Origin of the sequence: Clostridium sp. UBA7791, from assembly GCF_002480755.1 — a bacterium.
Classification (GTDB): domain Bacteria; phylum Bacillota; class Clostridia; order Clostridiales; family Clostridiaceae; genus Clostridium_J; species Clostridium_J sulfidigenes.
Map to the genome: position 1 here is coordinate 277,486 of NZ_DLCT01000013.1, position 21,597 is coordinate 299,082.

Annotated in this window: 20 protein-coding genes; 3 read left to right on the plus strand and 17 right to left on the minus strand. The window is 28.3% G+C overall.

What is annotated here, in order from left to right; all coding sequences use genetic code 11:
- Positions 1-43 precede the first annotated feature (43 nt).
- Positions 44-949, minus strand: coding sequence for a putative ABC transporter permease (locus tag B3Z56_RS16750; protein ID WP_346846474.1), 906 nt, complete (start codon positions 947-949; stop codon positions 44-46).
- A gap of 391 nt (positions 950-1,340) precedes the next feature.
- Here B3Z56_RS16750 and B3Z56_RS16755 point away from each other — a divergent pair, with 391 nt between their 5' ends.
- Positions 1,341-1,880 carry a carbonic anhydrase gene (locus tag B3Z56_RS16755; RefSeq protein WP_150844529.1) on the plus strand — a complete coding sequence of 180 codons (540 nt, stop codon included), beginning with the start codon at positions 1,341-1,343 and terminating at the stop codon, positions 1,878-1,880.
- A gap of 68 nt (positions 1,881-1,948) precedes the next feature.
- On the opposite strand, the gene B3Z56_RS16760 is transcribed toward B3Z56_RS16755, so the two are convergent.
- The 5 genes from B3Z56_RS16760 to B3Z56_RS16780 form a co-directional block, all read right to left on the minus strand.
- On the minus strand, positions 1,949-2,935 hold the full coding sequence (locus B3Z56_RS16760) for a permease prefix domain 1-containing protein (protein WP_346846473.1): 987 nt from the start codon (positions 2,933-2,935) through the stop codon (positions 1,949-1,951).
- Positions 2,922-3,266, minus strand: a complete 345-nt coding sequence (locus B3Z56_RS16765; protein WP_150844531.1) for a YjcQ family protein — start codon at positions 3,264-3,266, stop codon at positions 2,922-2,924. The genes B3Z56_RS16760 and B3Z56_RS16765 overlap by 14 nt, the downstream gene beginning before the upstream one ends.
- 245 nt (positions 3,267-3,511) lie before the next feature.
- Entirely contained in the window at positions 3,512-4,846 is a 1,335-nt protein-coding gene (locus tag B3Z56_RS16770; protein WP_346846472.1) for an MATE family efflux transporter, read from the minus strand.
- 105 nt (positions 4,847-4,951) lie between these two features.
- Positions 4,952-5,770 (minus strand): MerR family transcriptional regulator, encoded by an 819-nt coding sequence (locus tag B3Z56_RS16775; protein WP_346879221.1) that lies wholly within the window; start codon positions 5,768-5,770, stop codon positions 4,952-4,954.
- Between the two features lie 213 nt (positions 5,771-5,983).
- Entirely contained in the window at positions 5,984-6,838 is an 855-nt protein-coding gene (locus B3Z56_RS16780) for an SDR family oxidoreductase (protein WP_346846470.1), read from the minus strand.
- Positions 6,839-7,142: 304 nt separating this feature from the next.
- On the opposite strand from B3Z56_RS16780, the gene B3Z56_RS16785 reads away from it, so the two are divergent.
- On the plus strand, positions 7,143-7,826 hold the full coding sequence (locus B3Z56_RS16785) for a Bax inhibitor-1/YccA family protein (protein ID WP_346846469.1): 684 nt from the start codon (positions 7,143-7,145) through the stop codon (positions 7,824-7,826).
- Between the two features lie 23 nt (positions 7,827-7,849).
- Here the strand turns inward: B3Z56_RS16785 and B3Z56_RS16790 are convergent, their stop codons facing one another.
- From B3Z56_RS16790 to B3Z56_RS16825, 8 genes are all read right to left on the minus strand, one after another.
- On the minus strand, positions 7,850-8,278 hold the full coding sequence (locus B3Z56_RS16790) for a hemerythrin family protein (RefSeq protein ID WP_346846468.1): 429 nt from the start codon (positions 8,276-8,278) through the stop codon (positions 7,850-7,852).
- Between the two features lie 295 nt (positions 8,279-8,573).
- Complete coding sequence (locus tag B3Z56_RS16795; protein WP_346879222.1) at positions 8,574-9,638, minus strand: glycosyl hydrolase family 18 protein; 1,065 nt, start codon at positions 9,636-9,638, stop codon at positions 8,574-8,576.
- A gap of 16 nt (positions 9,639-9,654) precedes the next feature.
- Positions 9,655-11,337 (minus strand): glycoside hydrolase, encoded by a 1,683-nt coding sequence (locus tag B3Z56_RS16800; RefSeq protein WP_346846463.1) that lies wholly within the window; start codon positions 11,335-11,337, stop codon positions 9,655-9,657.
- The gene (locus tag B3Z56_RS16805) at positions 11,327-13,195 is read right to left on the minus strand and encodes a glycosyltransferase (RefSeq protein ID WP_346846462.1); all 1,869 of its coding nucleotides are present in this window, start codon (positions 13,193-13,195) and stop codon (positions 11,327-11,329) included. Before B3Z56_RS16805 ends, B3Z56_RS16800 begins: the two co-directional genes overlap by 11 nt.
- A gap of 47 nt (positions 13,196-13,242) precedes the next feature.
- Positions 13,243-15,813 carry a polysaccharide deacetylase family protein gene (locus B3Z56_RS16810; RefSeq protein WP_346879223.1) on the minus strand — a complete coding sequence of 857 codons (2,571 nt, stop codon included), beginning with the start codon at positions 15,811-15,813 and terminating at the stop codon, positions 13,243-13,245.
- Positions 15,814-16,101: 288 nt separating this feature from the next.
- Positions 16,102-16,416, minus strand: coding sequence for a cupin domain-containing protein (locus B3Z56_RS16815; protein WP_346846460.1), 315 nt, complete (start codon positions 16,414-16,416; stop codon positions 16,102-16,104).
- 39 nt (positions 16,417-16,455) lie between these two features.
- Positions 16,456-17,181, minus strand: a complete 726-nt coding sequence (locus tag B3Z56_RS16820; RefSeq protein ID WP_346879224.1) for a permease — start codon at positions 17,179-17,181, stop codon at positions 16,456-16,458.
- Positions 17,178-17,660: a permease gene (locus B3Z56_RS16825; RefSeq protein WP_346879225.1), complete on the minus strand. Its 483-nt coding sequence runs from the start codon at positions 17,658-17,660 to the stop codon at positions 17,178-17,180. Before B3Z56_RS16825 ends, B3Z56_RS16820 begins: the two co-directional genes overlap by 4 nt.
- Before the next feature lie 98 nt (positions 17,661-17,758).
- On the opposite strand from B3Z56_RS16825, the gene B3Z56_RS16830 reads away from it, so the two are divergent.
- A complete protein-coding gene (locus B3Z56_RS16830) occupies positions 17,759-18,418 on the plus strand; it encodes a Crp/Fnr family transcriptional regulator (RefSeq protein ID WP_346879226.1) in 660 nt (219 codons plus the stop codon).
- A 41-nt stretch (positions 18,419-18,459) separates the two neighbouring features.
- On the opposite strand, the gene B3Z56_RS16835 is transcribed toward B3Z56_RS16830, so the two are convergent.
- The 3 genes from B3Z56_RS16835 to B3Z56_RS16845 form a co-directional block, all read right to left on the minus strand.
- Positions 18,460-19,662, minus strand: a complete 1,203-nt coding sequence (locus B3Z56_RS16835) for an ABC transporter permease (protein ID WP_346879227.1) — start codon at positions 19,660-19,662, stop codon at positions 18,460-18,462.
- The gene (locus B3Z56_RS16840) at positions 19,663-20,334 is read right to left on the minus strand and encodes an ABC transporter ATP-binding protein (RefSeq protein ID WP_346879228.1); all 672 of its coding nucleotides are present in this window, start codon (positions 20,332-20,334) and stop codon (positions 19,663-19,665) included.
- Positions 20,335-20,336: 2 nt separating this feature from the next.
- Positions 20,337-21,597, minus strand: a 1,261-nt coding sequence (locus tag B3Z56_RS16845; protein ID WP_346879229.1) for an efflux RND transporter periplasmic adaptor subunit, incomplete at its 5' end; no start/stop codon positions are given.

Here is a 21,597-nt window from a genome sequence, read left to right on the forward strand (position 1 = left end):
ATACTATATACACTCTTTTTATACAAATTAATGTTTTATAACTTTAAAAATTATTACTTCTTTTAAAAACCTTTTTTATAAATTTCAATATTTTTTTAAAATAATCTTCATTTTCAATGTCCTTTATAGCCTTTCGTAATTCATGTAAAGCTTCATTATATCTTTGAGATTTTAATCTAGGAAAGGCACATATTAATCTCCGCTCCACATACTTAGTTTCCATTAAGAGAGACTTATACTTTTTACGAAGGGATATTTCTACTTTATCTATAGATATATTTTCTTTAAATTCAGTTAAATTTTCCTTTAATTCCTTTAGGTTATTTAATTTGCTATCTGTTATTACACGTAGGTTTTCTAATTTTCTTACTATACCCTCTTCATATAATTTAATCCATATTTCTTCTTTAACATAATGAATTTCTTCTAACTTACGATTAAGATTTACTATGGAATTTATAGATATGAATAAATCTACTAGAACAGATATTAAAATACAAATAGATAATAAGTATACTATTGTTATTGGAATTCTAGTCATAATATTCTCTGTGAAAGGATGTATTATCTCAATTAGTACAACACATAGAAACCCAAACAAAAAAGAGTTTCTCAAACAAACTCTTCCTCTAATATTAAATTTGTAATCAGAATAATCCCACCATCTCATTTTAAATAATTTTTCCATAATAAAACTAGTTATATACTCTATAATAGTTGTATAGATCATACCAAAAATAAATACTATAACTACATTATCACTATATTGATTTAGCAATAATAAAACAAAAAGTGCTCCAAAACCATATATAGGACACAATGGCCCATTTAAAAAACCTCTTTCTACAAAATAGCCATCAAGAACAGAGCAATATATTGTTTCTACTATCCATCCTAACAAACTGTAGATTATCCAATACATAAATAAAACAGAAAGTTTATCTACCATAGCATCAACTCCCCCAACACCTAAAGTCAAATATATAACTTTATTTCCTTTAGATAGTAAATTAACAAATTATCATAATAATTATTATACTCTGAATAATATTATATCATATAAGAATACTCTTGTTAATCTATTCCATTACATCATATTCACTAGTAATTATTATAAATAATTTATATATTTCTATAATTAACCAATCATTATATTATTTTCAAGTTCATTTTAAATTTATTTTTTATATTATGAAAAAAATTAGAAATTCCTTGTATTTAGTTCACATTTAAAATAAAATCTATTTATTAAGTGATAATTAAGTATTTGTATAACACTATTAAGATATTTAAAATTTACTTTTTACACTTGATAATACTTATATTGAGGAAGTGAAAACATGATAGATGAAATTTTGAAATACAATAAGGAATTTGTAGAAAATAAAAAATATGAAAGATATATTACAAGTAAATATCCAGATAAAAAAATAGCCATAGTTACATGTATGGATACTAGGCTAACGGAACTTCTTCCCGCTGCCCTTGGATTTAAAAATGGTGATGTAAAAATTATCAAAAATGCTGGTGGTTCAATATCTCATCCCTTTGGAAGTGTAGCTCGTAGCTTACTAGTAGCTATATATGATTTAGGGGTTGAAGAAATTTTTGTAATTGGTCATACGGACTGTGGAGCACAACACATGAATAGTAAAAAGATTATTGAAAAAATGAAACTTAGAAACATTACTGAAGATCAAATTAATTTGGTTAAATACTTCGGAGTTGACTTTGATTCATGGTTAAGTGGATTTGATAATGTTAATACTTCAGTAGCTGAAACAGTAGATATCATTACAAAACATCCTCTAATACCAAAAGATATTAACGTCTATGGTTTTATTATGGATTCCACCACTGGAGAGTTAGCTCCAGTATAAATAAAAATCTTTGCTAAAAGTATAATAGCTAGTCAAACTTTAAGTTTATGACTAGCTATTATACTAAATTATCTTTTATTGTTACGCTTTATTAAGGCATATAATCCACTAAAAGCTCCAAATAGTATTCCAGTAATAGGGAATATAATCCAACAAATATGCCATCCATTAAATCCTAAACCCCAAATCAAAAATATTGCTGTGGCAATAGGCCATACAACTGATGCAACATCACCTATAGCTGTATTATTTTCCTTACATTTTGATGAATATTCTTCAATTTGTAAAAGTGCATTATAGCTATTATTTATATTTCCTACTCTTACAAATATAAAAACTGCAATAGCTACCATTATTAATAATACAATTGCTCCATAATTAGATAATATGTCATTATCGTATCCTCCAATTGCTGATATACCAATTAACGCAACAGGTGACAGTACACAAAGTGTAACTCCAATTATATTTAATTTAGTAAAATTGGATGAGAATTTTTCTTTTTTAATTTTTACTCTTTGCTGCACATGTAGTGGACATATGAAATCATCTTCTAAATACTTATACTTGTCAAGTTGAGTACCAGCATAGATAAATAGCCCCACAGCAATAGCTATAAGAATAAATAATGGGATAACACTGAGTCCTTCTAAAGTTTCCACATTAATTTCTGTACCAAATACTCCACCTATTATAATATTATGAGTAAACATTAGTATTGCTGGTGCTAATATACATAACATAACACCAACAGCAATAAGCTTTCCATATTTAACTTTATCCCTCATGTAATTTTCTGCTTCTTCCATGGTAATAGTCAGAATATTATCTAATTGCTTTCTATTTTCAATTCCCAACTCCTTTATTAACTCATCAATGTTCCCAAACTCAGAAATTACAATTCCGATAGCTTCATTTTCAGTTTTTCCACTTTCTTTAAGTTCCCAATATTTTTCTTCCATATTAGAAAGCAACTCATCTTTTAATTTTATAATTTCTGCTGATTTTGGTAAACTTGAAAAAATATTTTCTAAATAATTTTTAATGGTCTCCATACTTATCCATCTCCTTTATAAATTTACTCATTACTTCTTTAATAACCTTCCATTCTTCACACTTTTCTTTGTAGTAATCCAGTCCTTTTTGTGTGATTCTATAGTAAGTTCTTCTCTTTCCAAAGGTCTCATCTCCATAAAAGGATTCTATATAACCGTTGTTTTCCAGCCTTGTAAAGGCAGAATATAATGTTGTTTCCTTTATAATATATTTTTCCTCTGATAGTTTTTTTATAGTTTTAGATATCTCATATCCATAGGACTCCCTATCTAGGAGAGTGAAAAGAATTATAGTATCATTATATCCTCTAATAACATCACTACTTATCAAATGTTATCCTCCTTTCTCCACCTACTACTTACTATTTCATATATAACTATATCTTTAGTGTATATTATGCAATTACTCTGCCTATCGTACTTTATCTGTCGTAGTAATTATAATATATCACAATTACTACGACATGTGAAGTAGTTTTTCCATTTTTTTAATTTTCATCTATATATTTATATAAAAATACAGCATATAAATGTGCATAGAAGCAAATTTATATGCTGTAACTTTATTCATTAATTTTATGCCTTAGACTTTAAGTAATTCATATTATATTTAACTATAAATATACCAATGATTAAAGTAATAAATTCTGCAACTGGTATAGTGGACCATAATCCATTTATACCGAATACTTTCGGAAGAATAGATAGATTAATTAATACTAATGCAAAACTCTTTATAATAGACATGGTATTTGATATCTTAGCATGACTAATTGCTTGGAAAAATGATATATTAACCATATTAATTCCAATAAATATAAATGCTACGAAATATATTCTCATACCTCTAGCTGTAATTTCAATAAGCTTTAAGTCTGAATTATTAAAAAAGCTAATTACTTCTTTTGTAAAGATATTTCCTACTAAGAAAAATACTATTCCAAAGGCAATTGCAATGTATATGGCTGCTTTTCTAGTTTTAATTACTCTATCATAATGTTCAGCTCCAAAATTAACACTTACTATTGGCTGAATAGCTTGGCTTATTCCAGATAATATTGCAACTCCAATTAAAGCAATATTACTAATAATACTATACGCAGCTACTCCAATCTCGCCTATCATATCTATTAAAATATAATTAAATAGTATTATAACAATAGCTCCAGATACCTCAATGAATGAGCTTGATATCCCTACCTTAAATATATTTGTAATATATGGAATTTTAATTGAGTTATAGTTGAATCTAAGATGTCCAGATTTTTTAATAAATTTAGTAGCTATAATTATTAAAGTTACCATTGGTGCTATAGCCGTTGCTATGGCAGCACCTCTCATACCCATGTCAAGTACAAAAATAAATACATAGTCAAAAACCACATTAAACATGTTACCAGTAATTCCGGCAACCATAGAAAGCTTTGGAGCACCATCATTTCTTATAAATGCCTGTAAAACGCCTGATAATATAAAATTTATACCTGATAATAATATTATTTTTAGATATTCATCAGAAAGCCCTAATATTTGTTGTGAGGCTCCAAACATTATAGCTATATTTTTTGAAAAAATATAACCAAAAATAGAAATGCTTAACCCTATTATAATTGCTATAAAAATTGATGTATTAAAGACCTGATTTGCTTTTTCATTGTTCTTTTTACCCATATTAATAGAGTATAAGGTAGCACCTCCCATTCCTATTAAAAGGGATAGGGCATTATATACATTATATATAGGTATAGCTATTCCTAAAGCCGAAAGGCCCTCTTTTCCAACTCCTTGACTTATAAATATGGTATCACAAAGAATATTTACTGACGTTGCTAGCATAGCTAATATGCTAGGAAACAAAAATTTTATCAATAATTTCTTTAATCTCATTTCTGTTAATTCTACAAAGTTCATAATATCACCTACTTAAAATAATTTATTTGATGTGTAATCAATCTAGCACTCTTATCTCTCACAAGTTTATATTCTAAACCTTATAGTAACTATAATGTCAATCATTTATTTTAAAGGAATTTGTATTTCTGTTAAATACTCTTCTTCCTTTGAAGAAAAAGCAGAATCAGTTATGGTAAGAACTATGCCATCTCCAACACTCTCTAGTCCATTTATATCCATAAAATTTATAAGCTTATTAAAGTAACTTTCTGCATAATCATAGAGGCCTCTATAAATTATCCTTGCATATCTTCCTTTATGCAAAGTTTTTATATTTTTATGGTTGAAAATCCCATGATCAAAAATTAAAGCAATATCTCTGAAGGTAGTATACTTTTTACTTAAAATATCTTCTTGTGAGATAAAAGCTCCTATTCTTCCATCAAATAAACAAAGATTATCTCCCAATCTATTACTTAATTCTTTTATACCATATTCTACACTATATATATCTGTTCTATCATTTAAAGAAATATATATTATATCTCTATCCTCTAAATCAACTATTTCACAATCTTCAAGTCTAGCTTCTTCTATACTTTCTTCCAAAAACTCAAGTTTTTTAGAGATACTTTTTTTATATCTTTCTAAAAGTTCAATTTCCTTATCTATGTCCTTCTCTTTCTTATTAAGGAGATCAATTAGTATTTTAAGATTTCTATTTGAAAAATACTTTTTTATATCCTTAAGGGGCATTCCCAGCTTTTTTAAAAATAAAATAGAATCAAGCTGAGCAAACTGTTCAATATCATAATATCTATATCCATTCTCCTCATCTTTATGTCTAGGCTTAAGTAATCCAATAGAATCATAGTACCTTAGTGTCTGAGTTGATATATTGTGAATCTTAGCCATTTCTCCTATAAGTATCTTTTTATCCATTTCATCCTCCATAAAACTATATTATTGGATATAAAACTTTTTCTATAAAAATATATAAATAGTTATATAGAGAACTATTTATATATTTAACTAGTTAACTAGTTGTTGTGGTCGTGCAGATTTGAGGGATTTATATATCTTCATCCCATTGTACCTAACTTTTTACAGTGTACATTACTTCTATAGCACAAATTTGTAACCTGTTCTTTATTATTATATTTTAAAGGAAAAATCTCTTATACATTTTTTAATTGCTTCTTCTGATGATAAAAAATGTATATCATATTTCTTAATTTTTTCATTAGCTATTCTTATATCTCTATGTCTATCACTATTTTTAACCAAAAGTTCCTCAATTCTATTAGTTAAATTCAATTCATTAAATACAATTTTAGCAATGTCATAAGCACCTAAATCATTTTCACTACCGGCATTATATATTCCTTCAGGTAATTTGAGTATCTTATCAAAAGCTTCTATTAAATCATAGACATAAGTTATCCCCCTATAGTCATACTCTGGAAATTCTACTTTTTTATTTTCCATAGCACCTTTTATAATATTCCAAATTAGATTAGATTTTATTTTCTTATTTTTTTCTGGCAAACTAAAAAGCCATGTGATTCTTAAAATAACTGCATCATCTAGTAACCCTAATATTTTTTTCTCAGCTTCTATTTTATGAGCAGCATATACTGTTTTAGGAATTAAAATACTATCCTCATTGTGTGGACCTAAGGAGTTATTATTGCTATATACCTGATCTGAGCTAAAATATATCAATTTACTATTAGAATTTTTACATCCCTTTGCTACATTTATGGTTCCTCTCACATTTATATCATAGGATAACTCTGGATTTCTTTCACAAGTTCCAGTATCTGATATCGCAGCAGAGTGTATTACATAATCTGGTTTGTTATTTTCTATAGTTTTAATAGTTTTCTCTTCATTAGTTATATCTAGTTCCGTTCTTCCAAATTCTATAATATTATACTTATCCCTATAGTATTCTATAAACCTTGAAGCAAAAAATCCCTCTGATCCTGTAATTAATATTTTATCCATTTTTATCCCCCATTTAATCCAAATAACATTCATATGTTGATAATTGCAATTTAATATTTCCACGATTTTACACTTATTTAATATCCTAAACAATTTTTAAATTAATATAAATATTATATCATTTCATTGAAATTGTATCCAAGTTTATTCCATTTCTTCATGTTTTACTTATAACACCTCTATAATTGCTTTAAAATACATTAATAGTTCCTGAATTTTTTCTTTTAATGTATATAATCTGTTTATTAATTCTTAATATATTGTATAATATTACATATATTATGTTTATCGAAGGAGTGATATTATGAATGAAATTTCATATAGTAAGAGCCAAAATAATTTTATAAATAAGACCTTATTATATATGGCCATCGGACTAATAATTACCTTTGCTGTAGGTTATTTTATTTCCACTAATGTTTCTATGATGATGTTAATCTATAGTAACTCAGCTTTCGTAATAGGTATTATTGTTGTGGAATTAGCTTTAGTAGTTTTACTTAGCAGAAAGATTAATAAACTTTCTGTTCAAGCTGCTTTTGCCATGTTTATAACCTATTCTATAGTAAACGGATTTACTTTTGGGGCAATATTTACTATCTACAGTCTCGAGTCCATCATAAGTATTTTTGTAGTAACTTCTGCCATGTTTTTTTGTTGTAGCATGATAGGTATGACCTCCAAAAAGGACTTATCAATGGTAGGTAGAATTGCTATAATGGGGGTTGTTGGAATATTAGTTACTAGCTTATTCAATCTCTTTGTAGGTTCTGATGAGTTATCTATGTTTGTTAATTATATTGGTATTGCAGTTTTCTGTGCATTAACAGCTTATGATATGCAAAAGGTTAAATTAATACATGAACAAAATTACGGTTATGATGCCACTACCACAAATAAGTTTGCTATAATTGCTGCTTTAGAATTATATTTAGATTTTATTAACTTATTTATATACTTAATACGTATTTTAGGTAAAAAGAAATAAATTTTAAGAGTCCAACTTACATTCTAAATGTAGGTTGGACTCTTTAATATTTCTTCTGCCATTGCTTTATCTTCTATCATCATGTGCTGAAAAATCCAGTCTTGTAGAGAATCCTTAATTTTCTTTAATTCTTCACAAGGCTTTTTCTTTAATACTGATAGCTCAATATTCATAATCACCTTTTTTAATTCCTTATGGGATTTTATATGTTCTTCATAATTAGAGTAATTAGCTTTTTTCATTATTTTTTCTTCTTCATAAAAGCTATAAGAAATATATTCTCTAAGCTCACATATTATATCAAGAAGAATTTTAGTATCTACAGTAGCACATTTTGTTATCAATAATTGTTCTATATTACGAGCAATTCTAAAAAGTTCTTTATGCTGTTCATCAATTCTCCCAATATTGGTATTTAAATCATCTTGCCAGTCAAATTTAAAGTCAAACATTTTATATACCTTCTTTTTCTTTTATAGATATATATTATTTTATTATAAAAGAAACACTTTAACAACGCAAATAATTTCTTATATAGGGAAAACATGTAATTATAATTCATAAAATTTAAAATAAATATAATATAACACTGATAACTATATATAAATAAGCAGTGATGTAAATTATTCCATGGTTATAGTGAGAGCTAGGCTAATTACTAAATTTAACCTAGCTCTCTACGTATATTGAAATTTAAAACTACAACAATAACTAGTCCTTTTGGAGGAACTCAACTATCTGTTGAGTTTACTCAAACACATTTCCACCAAGTCTCCAAAGACTGATACCATAGCCCTTTTCCTTTATAACTTGCATCCATGAGTTTAATGTATTTTTATCTGCATACCACACTTCATGTTCAATCCCATCCTCATCAGTGTACTTGAACACTATGCATTGGCTTTTATTGTCTCTTTCCTCTTTTGCACTATATTCTTTTACTAAATCTTTAGCTTCTACTTCAGATAAGGAAGTTACCTTTCCATCTGAAGCCCAATTAAATCCACCTGTAGCAATGGCAAAATTTTTACTTCCTGGTACTCTTTCCATCTTATCCATCAATTCTTTTATGAACTGAGGATTTGCTTTTTCTCCTGGTTCACTAAACCCTCCATGTAGGTTGTAACACATCATAACATAGGTCGGACCCTCTATAAACTCTAGAGCATCAAAAGGGATATTAGGTTCTAATATGACTCTCAATTTTAACCCAACTCCATTACATTCACCATATAGCTCCTTAATAAACAATAAGTAATTATTCCATAATTCCATATCATCCTTAATTTGTTCATAGTCAATTTCTATTCCATTAAAACCATACTGAGATGCTAAACTTATTATATCCTTAACATGTTTACTTCTTAAGATAGAATCTGTGAGCAATGTCTTTAAAAGATCCTTATCCTTTAGTGATGAAGTTCCATCACTATTTATTTTATCATTAACAATAGTAAGATATTTAGTATAGTCCTCATCCTTTGTTCTATTATAGTAATCTACTAATTGCTGTGGCATTATCAGTTTATTGTTGGAATCAAAATAAGCTGCAAAATATGAAACTTCCTTTAATTGCTTATCTAAAGACTTAATCTCTCCTTGAACATCTAAATCCCAATAAGTGACCCATGCTGATAAGTTATCTATATTTTCATCAAATATCTTTTTATCCTCAATTGCAGCCGTTTCTCCAACCTGTACTTTACTGCTATTTTCCAGGGGATTTTTTTCTTTTGAACAACCATATAGAAATATACTTATTATTAAAGTCAAAGTAATAATAATCCAAGTATTCTTTGCTCTTTTACTCATTTAACACCTCTATAATCTATAAATATTTAATAAACCAGTCTATAATTTTATCAGTAAAATTTCTAAGGGAATAAAATATACTATCAACTCCCTTTAGTGAGCTGTCATACAATTCATTATCATTAACATCAGTTATCCTAAACTTTTTAAATACACCATCATATACATCATCTGCAATATTCCTTTGACTATATCCATATTCTCCCCATGCAGACTCTAAATAAACACTTCCCTGATTCTCATTAGTTACATCCAAATCTTTAGCTATATTAGTACCATCAATGTCTATACTAATTTTATCATTAACTAATGTTATATCAACCTTTCTGCTCCCCCCATCTCTTATATCAAATTTTTCTTCTTTATTTTTACTTAAGTCTAGTGAGAATATGACATTAGAACTACCTTTTGAATTTTCAATAATACTTATTACATTATTCATAAGTCTAACACATAAACTATCACTTTGATCATCATTAGCTCGCAAATAAATACCTTGAGAACCTATTATATTCCCATTTAATATTGTTGACACATTAACATCCTTATAAGTATCACTATTTAAAAGTTTAAGGATACCTTTTCCTTCTGATAAAGATGTTAATATAATAGTATCATCCTTAAACTCCGCTTTTCCTGATACCTCTTTAAATTTACTTGCCTTTTCTTTATCTCCAACTACAAATTCAATATCCTGCTTCGTATCATCCAAAATTCTCATTAGCAAATGATTGGTTGACCAATAGGACTGTGGTTGAATTCTAGTTAAATCATAGATTGAACTATCTATTGTATTTAGCGAGAAACCTTCCCTATTAAAATTCATATTAAATAACTCTTTAATCCATTTACCATTTATTTCGCTTACCTTGTCATTAGTACCAAACTGACCTGTATTAGAATGCATTAAGGCATATAATTTAGGCACTTGACTAATTTCCTTAGTATACACTTTAGATAAAGCCTTATAGTCACTATCAATACGCTGTTTCATTTCTTCATAGGACTCTTTGGGAATATTATATTCATCTCTAATATAATCCATTAAATAGTGATTATAATCTCTCTCCATACTTGAAGCTGATTCTGCAAACTCAACTGAATTTAAATTACCTAAGTAGTTTGAATCTTTATCAAATGCATTTATGTATTTAAGTCTATACCCATTTGTACCTAATTCCCAGTAAGAGCTATCTACTAACTCTAATAGCTCATTAGAACTTAAAAATTTCGAGTCTTCCTTTTCAAATTTATCAGCATAAGTTAGCATAGTTGCCTTTAAATTGTATTCTTCTATAATTTTCTGAGAAAATATTGCTGTATCTCTTCTTCCATCTTCAAATAGTAAAAATAGTGATTTAGTTGGTAATGCCTTACCTTTTAAATAATAATCCACTACATCCTTTTGAGTAATTGTTACATATCCGTTATTTTTTAATGCTTTAAGCTGTTCATCCAATCTTTTGGTACTTATTAAGGTATCATTTCCTGTTCTATCTACACCAAAATATGATACTGCAATGAAGCCACTATCTTGATTATTACTTACCTTATATGAATTGTAAGGCTCATATACAGAGAATGAAAATAAAGCTTTTATAATAGCTATTAACAATATAATTAAAATAACTCCTTGTAATATACCTCTTGCTATCTTAATCCTATCTTTCTTTTTAGGAGAAAAAGTATTACTTTTCATTGTTTTTCCCTCCGTTTTTCTTAAACTTACTGGAAGTAGTTCTCTGTTCCTTCTTCTTTTGAGCCTTTATATCACTGGGAGTCATTCGCGTGCCCCATGTGGACTTCCAAAAGGTTACCCATGCAATAGGCATCTGCCACAATAATACTGCCTCATAATAAATACAAAATACCATACCAAAAACCCATGTAGTACTTTTTCTAAGAAACATTTGAGCAAAACTCATCATTAAAGCCATCATCAATATTCCTACTAAGAAGGTTGTTGGAAATATCTTATGGATAATTGGAACATAAATTAAGTTATATGTAACAACTATTGGAGCAACAATAGGAACTACTACACCCATATAAAAGAATACTGCCATAAAAGGCTCCTTTTTCCACATAAATTTACCTGCAATTATTGATTCTCTTAGCCATGAACGCTTCCACCTCATTTGTTGCTTAAGAAATATTTTATATTTATTAGGTACAATGGTAGAACAGATAGCTGTATCTTGATAACTTGTTCGATGACCTTTTAACACAAAATTAGTCATAGCACGATCATCTCCAAAGGTTGCCTTCTGACCTAAAAACCTTTGATTTAACCATGCATCCATATTGTCTAGAATTATTTGTTTTTTATAGCAAGCTAATGGTCCTGATAAACAGGTAACAGCATCAAAATAAGCCTCTGCTGCCTTCATAATTCTAAAGGCTATGTAATAACGCACTGATTGCATCTTTGTTAATACATTAGTGTATGTATTAGCTACATCAGTCCTTCCTGATACGCCTCCCATTTTAGGATCTTTAAAAGGTTGAACTAAATTTCTTATAGCAAAGGGATCTAAAAAGCTATCTGAATCAACAAATACAACTAAGTCATGTTTAGCTTCCTTAACTCCTCTGCATAAAGCATCCCTTTTACCTAGATTATTTTCTTGCACAAAATATTTTAACCTGTGTTTTGTTTCAAATCTCTCTGCTTCACTACTTAACCTCTCAATAGTTTCTTTAATTTTTTCTACAGAATTATCATTAGAACAATCATCTACTACTATAACTTCCAGCTTGTCTATAGGATAATCTTGATTTATGCAACTTAGAATTGTTCTTTCGATCCACACTTCTTCATTAAAGCAAGGAATAATAATAGTTACTCCAGGTGTATAATCCACATCTATTAGCATAGGTTTATATAACATTCCAAATAAATATCTGCTAAGCAAAAATACTGCTGCAATAATACTATAAAGGTATATCCATTTATTAAATTTAAAATATATAATACTTTCTGCACGCATTAATATAATAAATAATGTAATAAATAATAAAAGAAAACTAGAAGTAACAAGTACATATCTATCTTTTTTTCTACTTGAATACTCTGACAAAGTTTCTGTAAACTCTATTCCACAGATAATTTTTCCTTCAGATGTTATAGAATCTCTAACTTTTTCACCTTTAATTTTCACTTTCATTTCATAGCCCTCAGGCATAGAACCAGGTAATATTTTAAATTTTAACTTTATCTCCTCAGCATTGTTTATTATATTTAATTGTGTTTCATCTTTTAATTCTAACAAAAGCCCCGTGGTAGAAATGTCTATAGATTTTACTAATAACTTTTTATTTCCTTTGCTGCTTTTACAAACAACTTCCACATCCGTTTTCATTACATATCTTATACCAGCATTCTTACTCGTTATAAAACCACTAGGGTCTTCTTTATGGTTATCCAAAAGTTGATATCCCCTACGGTCAATATTATCTCTAATTTCTTCCTTATCAGGAACATTTGATAATAACCGTCTATCTTTACGGGGATTTAAAAGGACATCACGGGTTTCATCTTTTTTTATTTTTTTCATATAGTATCTAACCTCATTTTTAAACTCCTCATATGTTACAAAAATTATTATTCTAAATAATCGCTTAGCTTTGCAATTTTATACTTTGTTCCGTAAACTCCATTCTCATTATTAGTTAAGAAAATATCTAAGGCTTCTGCTGTATAATAACTTTGATTGTTCATGTGCATTACTATAATATTCCCTCTACCTTTGATTAAACTTTCTTCTAATGAATGAACAATTTCTTGGGAAGAACTACTTTCATAATCATGAGTTGAAATATTTCCATTAATAGAATATTTAAATCCACTTTCAAATACCTGTGCTAGCCCTTCCTTTTTAACAAGTAAAGTTGGTGGTCTAAAGTATGGTCTTAATGAATTTAAATCACCTATAACATTAGCCATAGCATCATAGGATTTAACTAAAGAAATCTCCAATTTATTCTTGTTTGTATCTAAAGTTTCATGATTATAGTTATGACTTCCAATATCGTGACCATTAAATGCAATGGTTCTAAGTAAATTAGGATTAGCATTAGATACATCTCCGTTAGTATCAATGTACTTTGATATTACAAAAAAGCTTCCTTTTACTTTATGTTTATTAAGTACATCTAAAATCTCATTAACCACAGGATCTCCTCCCCAATCATCGAAGGTAAAGAATATTACATCTTCACCATTGGTATCAATAGTCCCTGTCTTATCCATTAAAACCTGTTCCTCTTCATTTAAATCACTTAAATCCACATATTTATTACCTATGTAATTAGATTTCATCATAGATAAAGCTTCTTCATAAGACCTCCTAATTAATGAGTTAATATTATTCCCCGCCATCCCATATCTCCCTAATTGAGAAGCTGATTCCACAGTATGTTGCAATTCACTTAAAGTCTCAACAGAATAATTCAATGGCTTTTCAACTAAAACATAGGATTGTGTTGCTTCATTATACTTATTAGCATGTCCATTTTTTACATAATTAGAGGTAATTAATTCAATAATATTTGCTACAGTATTCTTATCTTCAAATAAATCTGAGTCTAGCCTAAAGTAAACAATCTCACCTTTTCTTAATGACATATAGGTATTTAAATTAAGATAATCCCTTACAACTTCTTCTGCATTCATGTTTTTATATTTATGATTAATAGGAGATTTAGAATAAGTAAACAGTTCATAACCCTTAATACCATGAATTTTATTGATAACAGATAAAGCTTCTTGAACCTCAACATCAACATAACCATATCCAGGCATGTATGCTTTAGTATTTACACCAATCTTCCTTAATAAATTATCTACTTCATATATTTCTTTACAAATCTCTTCTGTAGATTTGTCTAATAAACTTGAGCTAACTGTTATTCCTCCATTGCCAATTTCATGACCTTTCTTTAATATGTTAGCAATTCTATCTGGATACTTTTCTATTTCATCCTTAGTGACAAAGAAAGTTCCTTTAGCCTTTATTTTATCTAAAGATATTAAAACTGAATTTAATGCAGTTTCATTATCTAATCCTCTAAAGGTATAGGATAATGCTTCTTTAGTAGTGTAAAACTCTGAAATATTAGGAGCAAGATTACCATTATTTTTTTTTATTAGCTCCGTAAAATTTACTAAATCTAAAGAATTTTTTTCTTCACTATTTCCTTGTGAAGTATTTTTTTCTTCTTTATAACTTTCATCTATATAAATCTCATCTTTATTTGACATATTTTCAGGTGATGAAGTTTCATCATAACTTTTCATTCCAGCTAATTCATTCACTTGGACAACAGTTATTTTCTGTTCATCTATGGCCTTCAACAACCATTCTACAATTTTAACAACGGTTATTTCTTCTCTTTCATCCTTAGTAGATTCATCTATCCCTGCTTCTTTATCTATAGCTGGCTTTTCCCCTTCTTTTTCTCTTTCATATTCGAAATCATCAAGAACACCATTAACCTTAATGGAAATAATTGTGCCCTTATCTAATTTATTTACATAATTCTGAGCCTGCCCATAATCCTTGAAACTTTGATAGCTAAGATAATGATCACTGTGAACCACATACTTATTACCTGAGGCGTATGCTGCCTCTAGGACTTCATCAGTGTATGTGGTAGATTTACACTTTAGTAAATTAGATTTCTCCTTAATTATAGTTTCTATTATCTTATTACCACGGCAAAAATCAGTAATTAATTCTTTCTGAGATAACTTTTCCATATGCCTAGCATCTGAAAGAGTTTCGCTTCCTACTACATGCCCCGCTTTTTTAATGTTTTTTACTGTGGTAGGGTCTTCTCCAGCTTTAATACCTGGAATAAAAAAATTTGCTTTTACACCATACTCATTTAATAATTCCACTATTTTTCCCATAGTATTAGCATCACTAATTCCTTCAAAGGATAGAGCTAGTACATTAGAAGAGGTTTTTGCATTAGTTATAACTTCAGCTTGTTTTTTACTACTTAGTAACTTTAATGCATCCTTTATCTCTGCTGATGCATCATACTTATTTTTATCATTTTTAATCATATTTTCAGTATGATTGTTCTTAGTGTAACCCTTATATGTAAAGGCTCCTAATCCTACAGCCACGGTTATAATTATTGTGACGATAATCCAATTTTTTTTCATATTATTTCTTCTCCATGTATTTAAGACTTTATTTTTATTTTAACTTTAAGAATAACTTATTTCAATAAACAATAATTATTGATTATTGAAATGATATACAATTATACCACAATATTTTATTTTGAATCAATATATTATTAATTAGGTTATGTTTAAAATTACAGTAATAGAATAAAAGCTATTGAATATTACATTGAATATTCAACAGCTTTTTTAAATTATTCAATTATTTATTTTAAATTCAGTAAATTATATATATTAATAAAAAGCTTTTACCCTATTGTGTAATTATTTAGATGGAGCAGGTGATTTTACCACAGTTAATTCTAAAATTTCATCATGTTTATTACCAACATTCATCTTAGTTTTAAATGGTATTTTTAATAAAGTGCCTTCTTTGTATTCATTAATTTCTTGGTCATCTAATCCAATTGATAACGTGCCTTTTAGTACAGCCATATATACATTAGAATTTGAAAAATGCTCTGGAAGTCCTTCTCCTTTATTAAATATCATGTGTAAGTAATGAACATTTCCATCTGAAATAAGCATTTCAACTGTTCTACTATGGCTGTTAGTCATTTGATAAATTTTTTCAACCATTATAAATTCCCCCTTTATATCTTTATTTTTTAGAATATATTATTTATACTTAATTGCCTTTGCAGGACATTTATATATAGCTAGTTTAATCTTTTCACTTTCTTGTGATATTAATATATTTTTATTTACCTTTGCTTTTTTATTTTCTAATATAAAATCTTCTGATGCTATCCTTGTACATAATCCACAACCAATACAAAAGTCCTCTTCTATAATTAGTATTGCATCTTCCTTTTCTATAATATCTTCTTTAGGTAATTCTTCTTTTTTAACAAATCTTGAAGTGATAATTGCCATTATAATAATAGATATTGTAGTTAAGCTCCATCGAATCACCATAAATTTAGGACCTAAAAACTTAGATTCATTTGCTAGCATCGGAATCTTAATTACTGCCCAAGCACTTAAGATTATTACTATATTTGCTATGCTTGCACCCTTTTTTATAAGCATCTTACATACAGGAAAAGCTGCATAAATAGGACCTGCTGAAAAACTACCTAGTAAAAAGGAAAATATATATCCTTTAACCCCTGAACCTTCACCTAGTGCATTTTCTATAGTTTTTTTAGGAACCCATCCCTCAATGAGAGATGTTAGTAGAAGTATTACTGGCATTATTATAAGCATTTCTTTCACATAATATAAGCTATTATTTAAAGCCATAATTCCTTTATCCGGCATAAAAATCAATAAAAACAAATAAGCTAAAATAACAAAAGTTAATAACATATTGTTTTTTACTTTTTTAATAATTAAACTCATATTATCACCCCCATGAAAAGTGCTATAACCACAGCAAATATAAAGCTTAATGAGTTTCTAATCAATGCAAACTTAACACCAAATTCTCTTCTTTCAAGAGGAAATGTAACAAAACCAACCATGGTAAGAGTTGTTAAAAATGCCACTATAGGAACTATACTAGCTCCTGCATTTACTAAGGAACCTACCAGTGGAAAAGCAACAAAAGCTGGTATTAAAGTGATACTTCCTACAAATGCAGAAATAATTGTGGAAATAAAAATATTAGATTGGCCTAAATAATATTTAATTATATCTGGTGGAATGAATGTAAGTATTAATCCTATAAGAAAAAGTATTCCTATAATTTCTCCTATCATGCTTTTCATTATTCCCGTTGACATTTTAATGGAGTTAAAAGTTTTCTTTTTATCTTTATTTATGGACCAAATAAACCAAGTCAATGTAATTACCCAAAGAATTATTGTGAATATATCCATTTTATTTTCTCCCTTCAACATCTTTACTTGTATTATAATTTGTTTTAATATTATAATCAGTTACCAAGGTAACTAATTTTGAAAAAGGAGAAATAATAATGTTAGATTTTATTTCTATTCTTGAAAATACAGAATTATTTAAAGATATCTCTATGAGCACTATTAATCATTTATTTGTACAAGATTCTTTCAATATAAAAACTTATAAAAAAAATTCCGTAATTTATTTTCAAAATGAAAAATGTGTTACTTTTGATATAGTCCTGAAAGGAATTGTCTCTGTACAAAGCACTGATGAGAAAGGAAACTATATCTCAATAAGTGATTTTACTATAGGAAGTGAACTAGGAGGAAATCTGCTTTTTTCCCATAAAAACTTTTATCCAATGATGGTTCTAGCAAAAACGGAAGTAACACTTATACACTTAAAAAAAGATTTAGTTTTAAGTCTCTGCCAAAGTAATACTACTTTTTTATCTAAATTTCTTCACTCCATCTCAGACAAAACCTTAATTTTAACAGATAAAATAAAAACACTTTCTCTTAAATCTATAAGACAATGCATAATTGACTTTCTAATGTATGAAAGCTATGTTCAAAAGAGTAATATAATTAAACTAGAAGTAACTAAAAAGGATTTAGCAGAAAAATTTGGGGTACAAAGATCCTCATTATCCCGTGAATTAAATAAAATGAGAAAAGATGGGTTAATAGAATACGATGCATTTTCTATTACAATAGTAAACCTTGATAAATAGATAAGTGGTAGACCTTTAACTTAAAAAGTCCACCACTATTTTTATTTAAGTATATCAATGGTATTTGCACTAGCAGCCTTATTGGCAGGAATTATACTAGATACTATACCTATAAATATGGAAATTCCTATAGCTACAGATGCAGTAAATAGACTTGGTATTATTGCCATATGCATAAAATAAGATATGATATTAGCAATTATTATTCCAAATACATATCCTATCACTCCACCAGTGACAGTAATAACTACACCTTCTACTAAAAATTCTCGCTTTATATCTTTTCTTCTGGCTCCTATTGATCTCTTTATTCCAATTTCTAAAGTTCTCTCAGAAACAGAAGTATAAACCATGTTCATAACCCCTATTCCTGCAATAAATAATGATATACCAGCAACTCCAGCAATAAATAAAGTTAATGTATTTAGTACTGAACCCATCATTTTTATTATTCCGCTGGTATCCATTACCATATATTCTCCTTCAGCTTTTTTAGAGCCTTCCTCATTAAGGACGTTTTCTATATCCTTAATAGTATCCTTAACATTTACTCCATTAACTAAGGTAATACTCATACCTTGAACTACATCACTGGAAGGGAAAAACTTATCATAGGTGTTCTTTGGAATTTGAATATCTGGTTTAAAGCTAAAGCTAAACTCCTCATCTTCATCAGATTCTATAATACCTACAATTTCAAAGGTAATACCCTTTAAGGTTGCAATACCTCCAATTAACTCTTCTTTCTCTTCAACCTTATCACCAATTAGGCTTTCTCTTAATACTATGGTTCTTGTTGAATTTTCATTATCTTTTTCACTTAAATTTCTTCCTATAATCTTTGGAGAATCAGTTTTTTCTACCTTTGAAGCCATTCCTTGAATGGCAGCTCCCCTTACTTGTAAATCTACAAGCTCACCATATTCATTGCTAGAATATATATATTCTACTGATTCAATTCCTTGTAATCTTTCTATAGCTCTTTTATCATTATTATTAAAACTATTTCCTGCAGCATTAATATGTTCCGCATTTGATGGAGTAAACATTGCATTTAATACAACTTTACCTTCGTTTTCTCCTGTAAAGTCTTTTATAGTTTTATTCTTATACCCCTCCCCTAATGCAACTATGGTAATTACTGCTGCTATTCCTATTATTATACCTAACATAGTTAAGAAAGATCTTTTTCTATTTCTTATAAGATTTCTTAAAGCAGAAAAAATTAGAACACTAAGCTTCATCTAAAATTCTCCTTCCTTAAGCTCACCATCGAAAATAGACATTATTCGATTAGCTTGTCTTGCTACATTTACATCATGGGTGATTAAAATTATAGTAATTCCTTCATCATTAAGTTCTTTAAACATACCCATTATTTCCTTAGATGTATGGCTATCTAAAGCACCTGTAGGCTCGTCTGCAATTATTATATCTGGATTATTAATTAATGCTCTAGCAATAGATACCCTCTGTTGTTGTCCTCCTGATAATTCAGTAGGATACTTATTTATTTTACTCTCAAGATTAACCTTTTTTAATAGTTCTACAACTCGCTTCTTGGTTTCCTTTATTCTATGACCTCTATAAAGCATAGGTATTTCAATATTTTCTTTTATTAAAAGCCTTTTTATAAGGTTAAAATCTTGAAATACAAATCCTATCTTTTCATTTCTAAACTTACTTAAAGCATCATCTGAAAAAGAACTTATATTTTTATCTAAAAATGTGTAACTTCCATCAAACTTTTTATCCAGCAATCCTAATATTTTCATAAGTGTTGATTTTCCTGATCCAGAGGGTCCCATTATTGCTAGAAACTCACCCTTATTTATCTCTAAATTAACATCCTTTAATGCCTGAAGAGTTTCATCCCCAGTAACATAAAACTTATTTATGTCTTTTAATTTAATCATAATTATTTGCTCCCTTCTAGTACCGTAGAAGGATTTTTAATCAACCTATCTCCTATCCCTATAGCTCCATCTAATAAATAATACTTATCATTTTCTAAAGTTGCTTTTATTTCTATATCTTCATAAGATTCGCCTTTTTCCTTAAGTATATGTATCTTAGAATCTTTTTCATATACATAATCTTTAGGTATTTCTATTCCTTTGTAATTGCACTTAACCTCTAAGCTAAACCCTATTCTGATACTCTTTTCTGGTTTTATGTAAAAATTGTATCCTGTTGTAGTTCTTCCTGGTTCTTCAATAGGTAGCTCGTCAATTTCAGTTATAGTACCTTTAATATATTCTCCACTACTAATAACCTTTAACATTACTTCATCATCTATTTTCAAATTCTTTACATCAAATTCAGAAACTTCTGCTTTAACTAAAGGCTCTTTAGATATTATTCTCATATAGGCTACAGTTGGGTCATCTATACCCTTGCTATTTACTTTCACTACTCCATCTATATCTGCAACTATATCTTTACCTATTTTTTTCTTTAAAGTATCCCTTTCAGTTACTATTGACTTGTTTCCCTCTTCATAACTTGCTACTTCAGTTTCTATGCCATTAACTTGATTCATTAACATTTCTATTTGTTGAGAAACTTCTAGTTGCTTACCTTCAAGGACATCTTTTGTTTTCAATAATTCATTATATTGACTTTGAGCTTCTTTTTCTTCTGATGTACTAAGCTTAGATATTTCACTCTTAACTTTATTTAGTTCACCACTTATTGCATTTAAATCTCCTTGTAGCTTATTAATGCTTGTGTTAACTTTATCCTTTTCCTTCTTCACTCTAGATACTTTGCCATTATTGGAGGTTATTTCCCTATCATACTGTGCTATTTGATCTTCAACTGCAGTATTAAGATAAGAAAATAATACATCGCCTTTCTTTACCTCTTGTCCATCTTTAACTTTAATATCTTTTAATTCTCCTTGTGACTTATCTACTATAATAATTTGCTCATCACTTATAATACTAATACCATTAAATTTTAATGTTTCTTCTCCCTTGATTTCATAACTATCTTCATGAGTAATTGTTGTCTCCTCTTTTGGTCCTTTTAACTTTATAGCAATTATTACTGCTGAAAGTATTATAAATAATACTACTGCAATGACAATTAGTATATACTTTTTCTTCTTTGAAAGATTGAAATCCATCTTCAAATTCTTCACTCCTTGTCCTATTCTATAATAAATAAAGAAGATA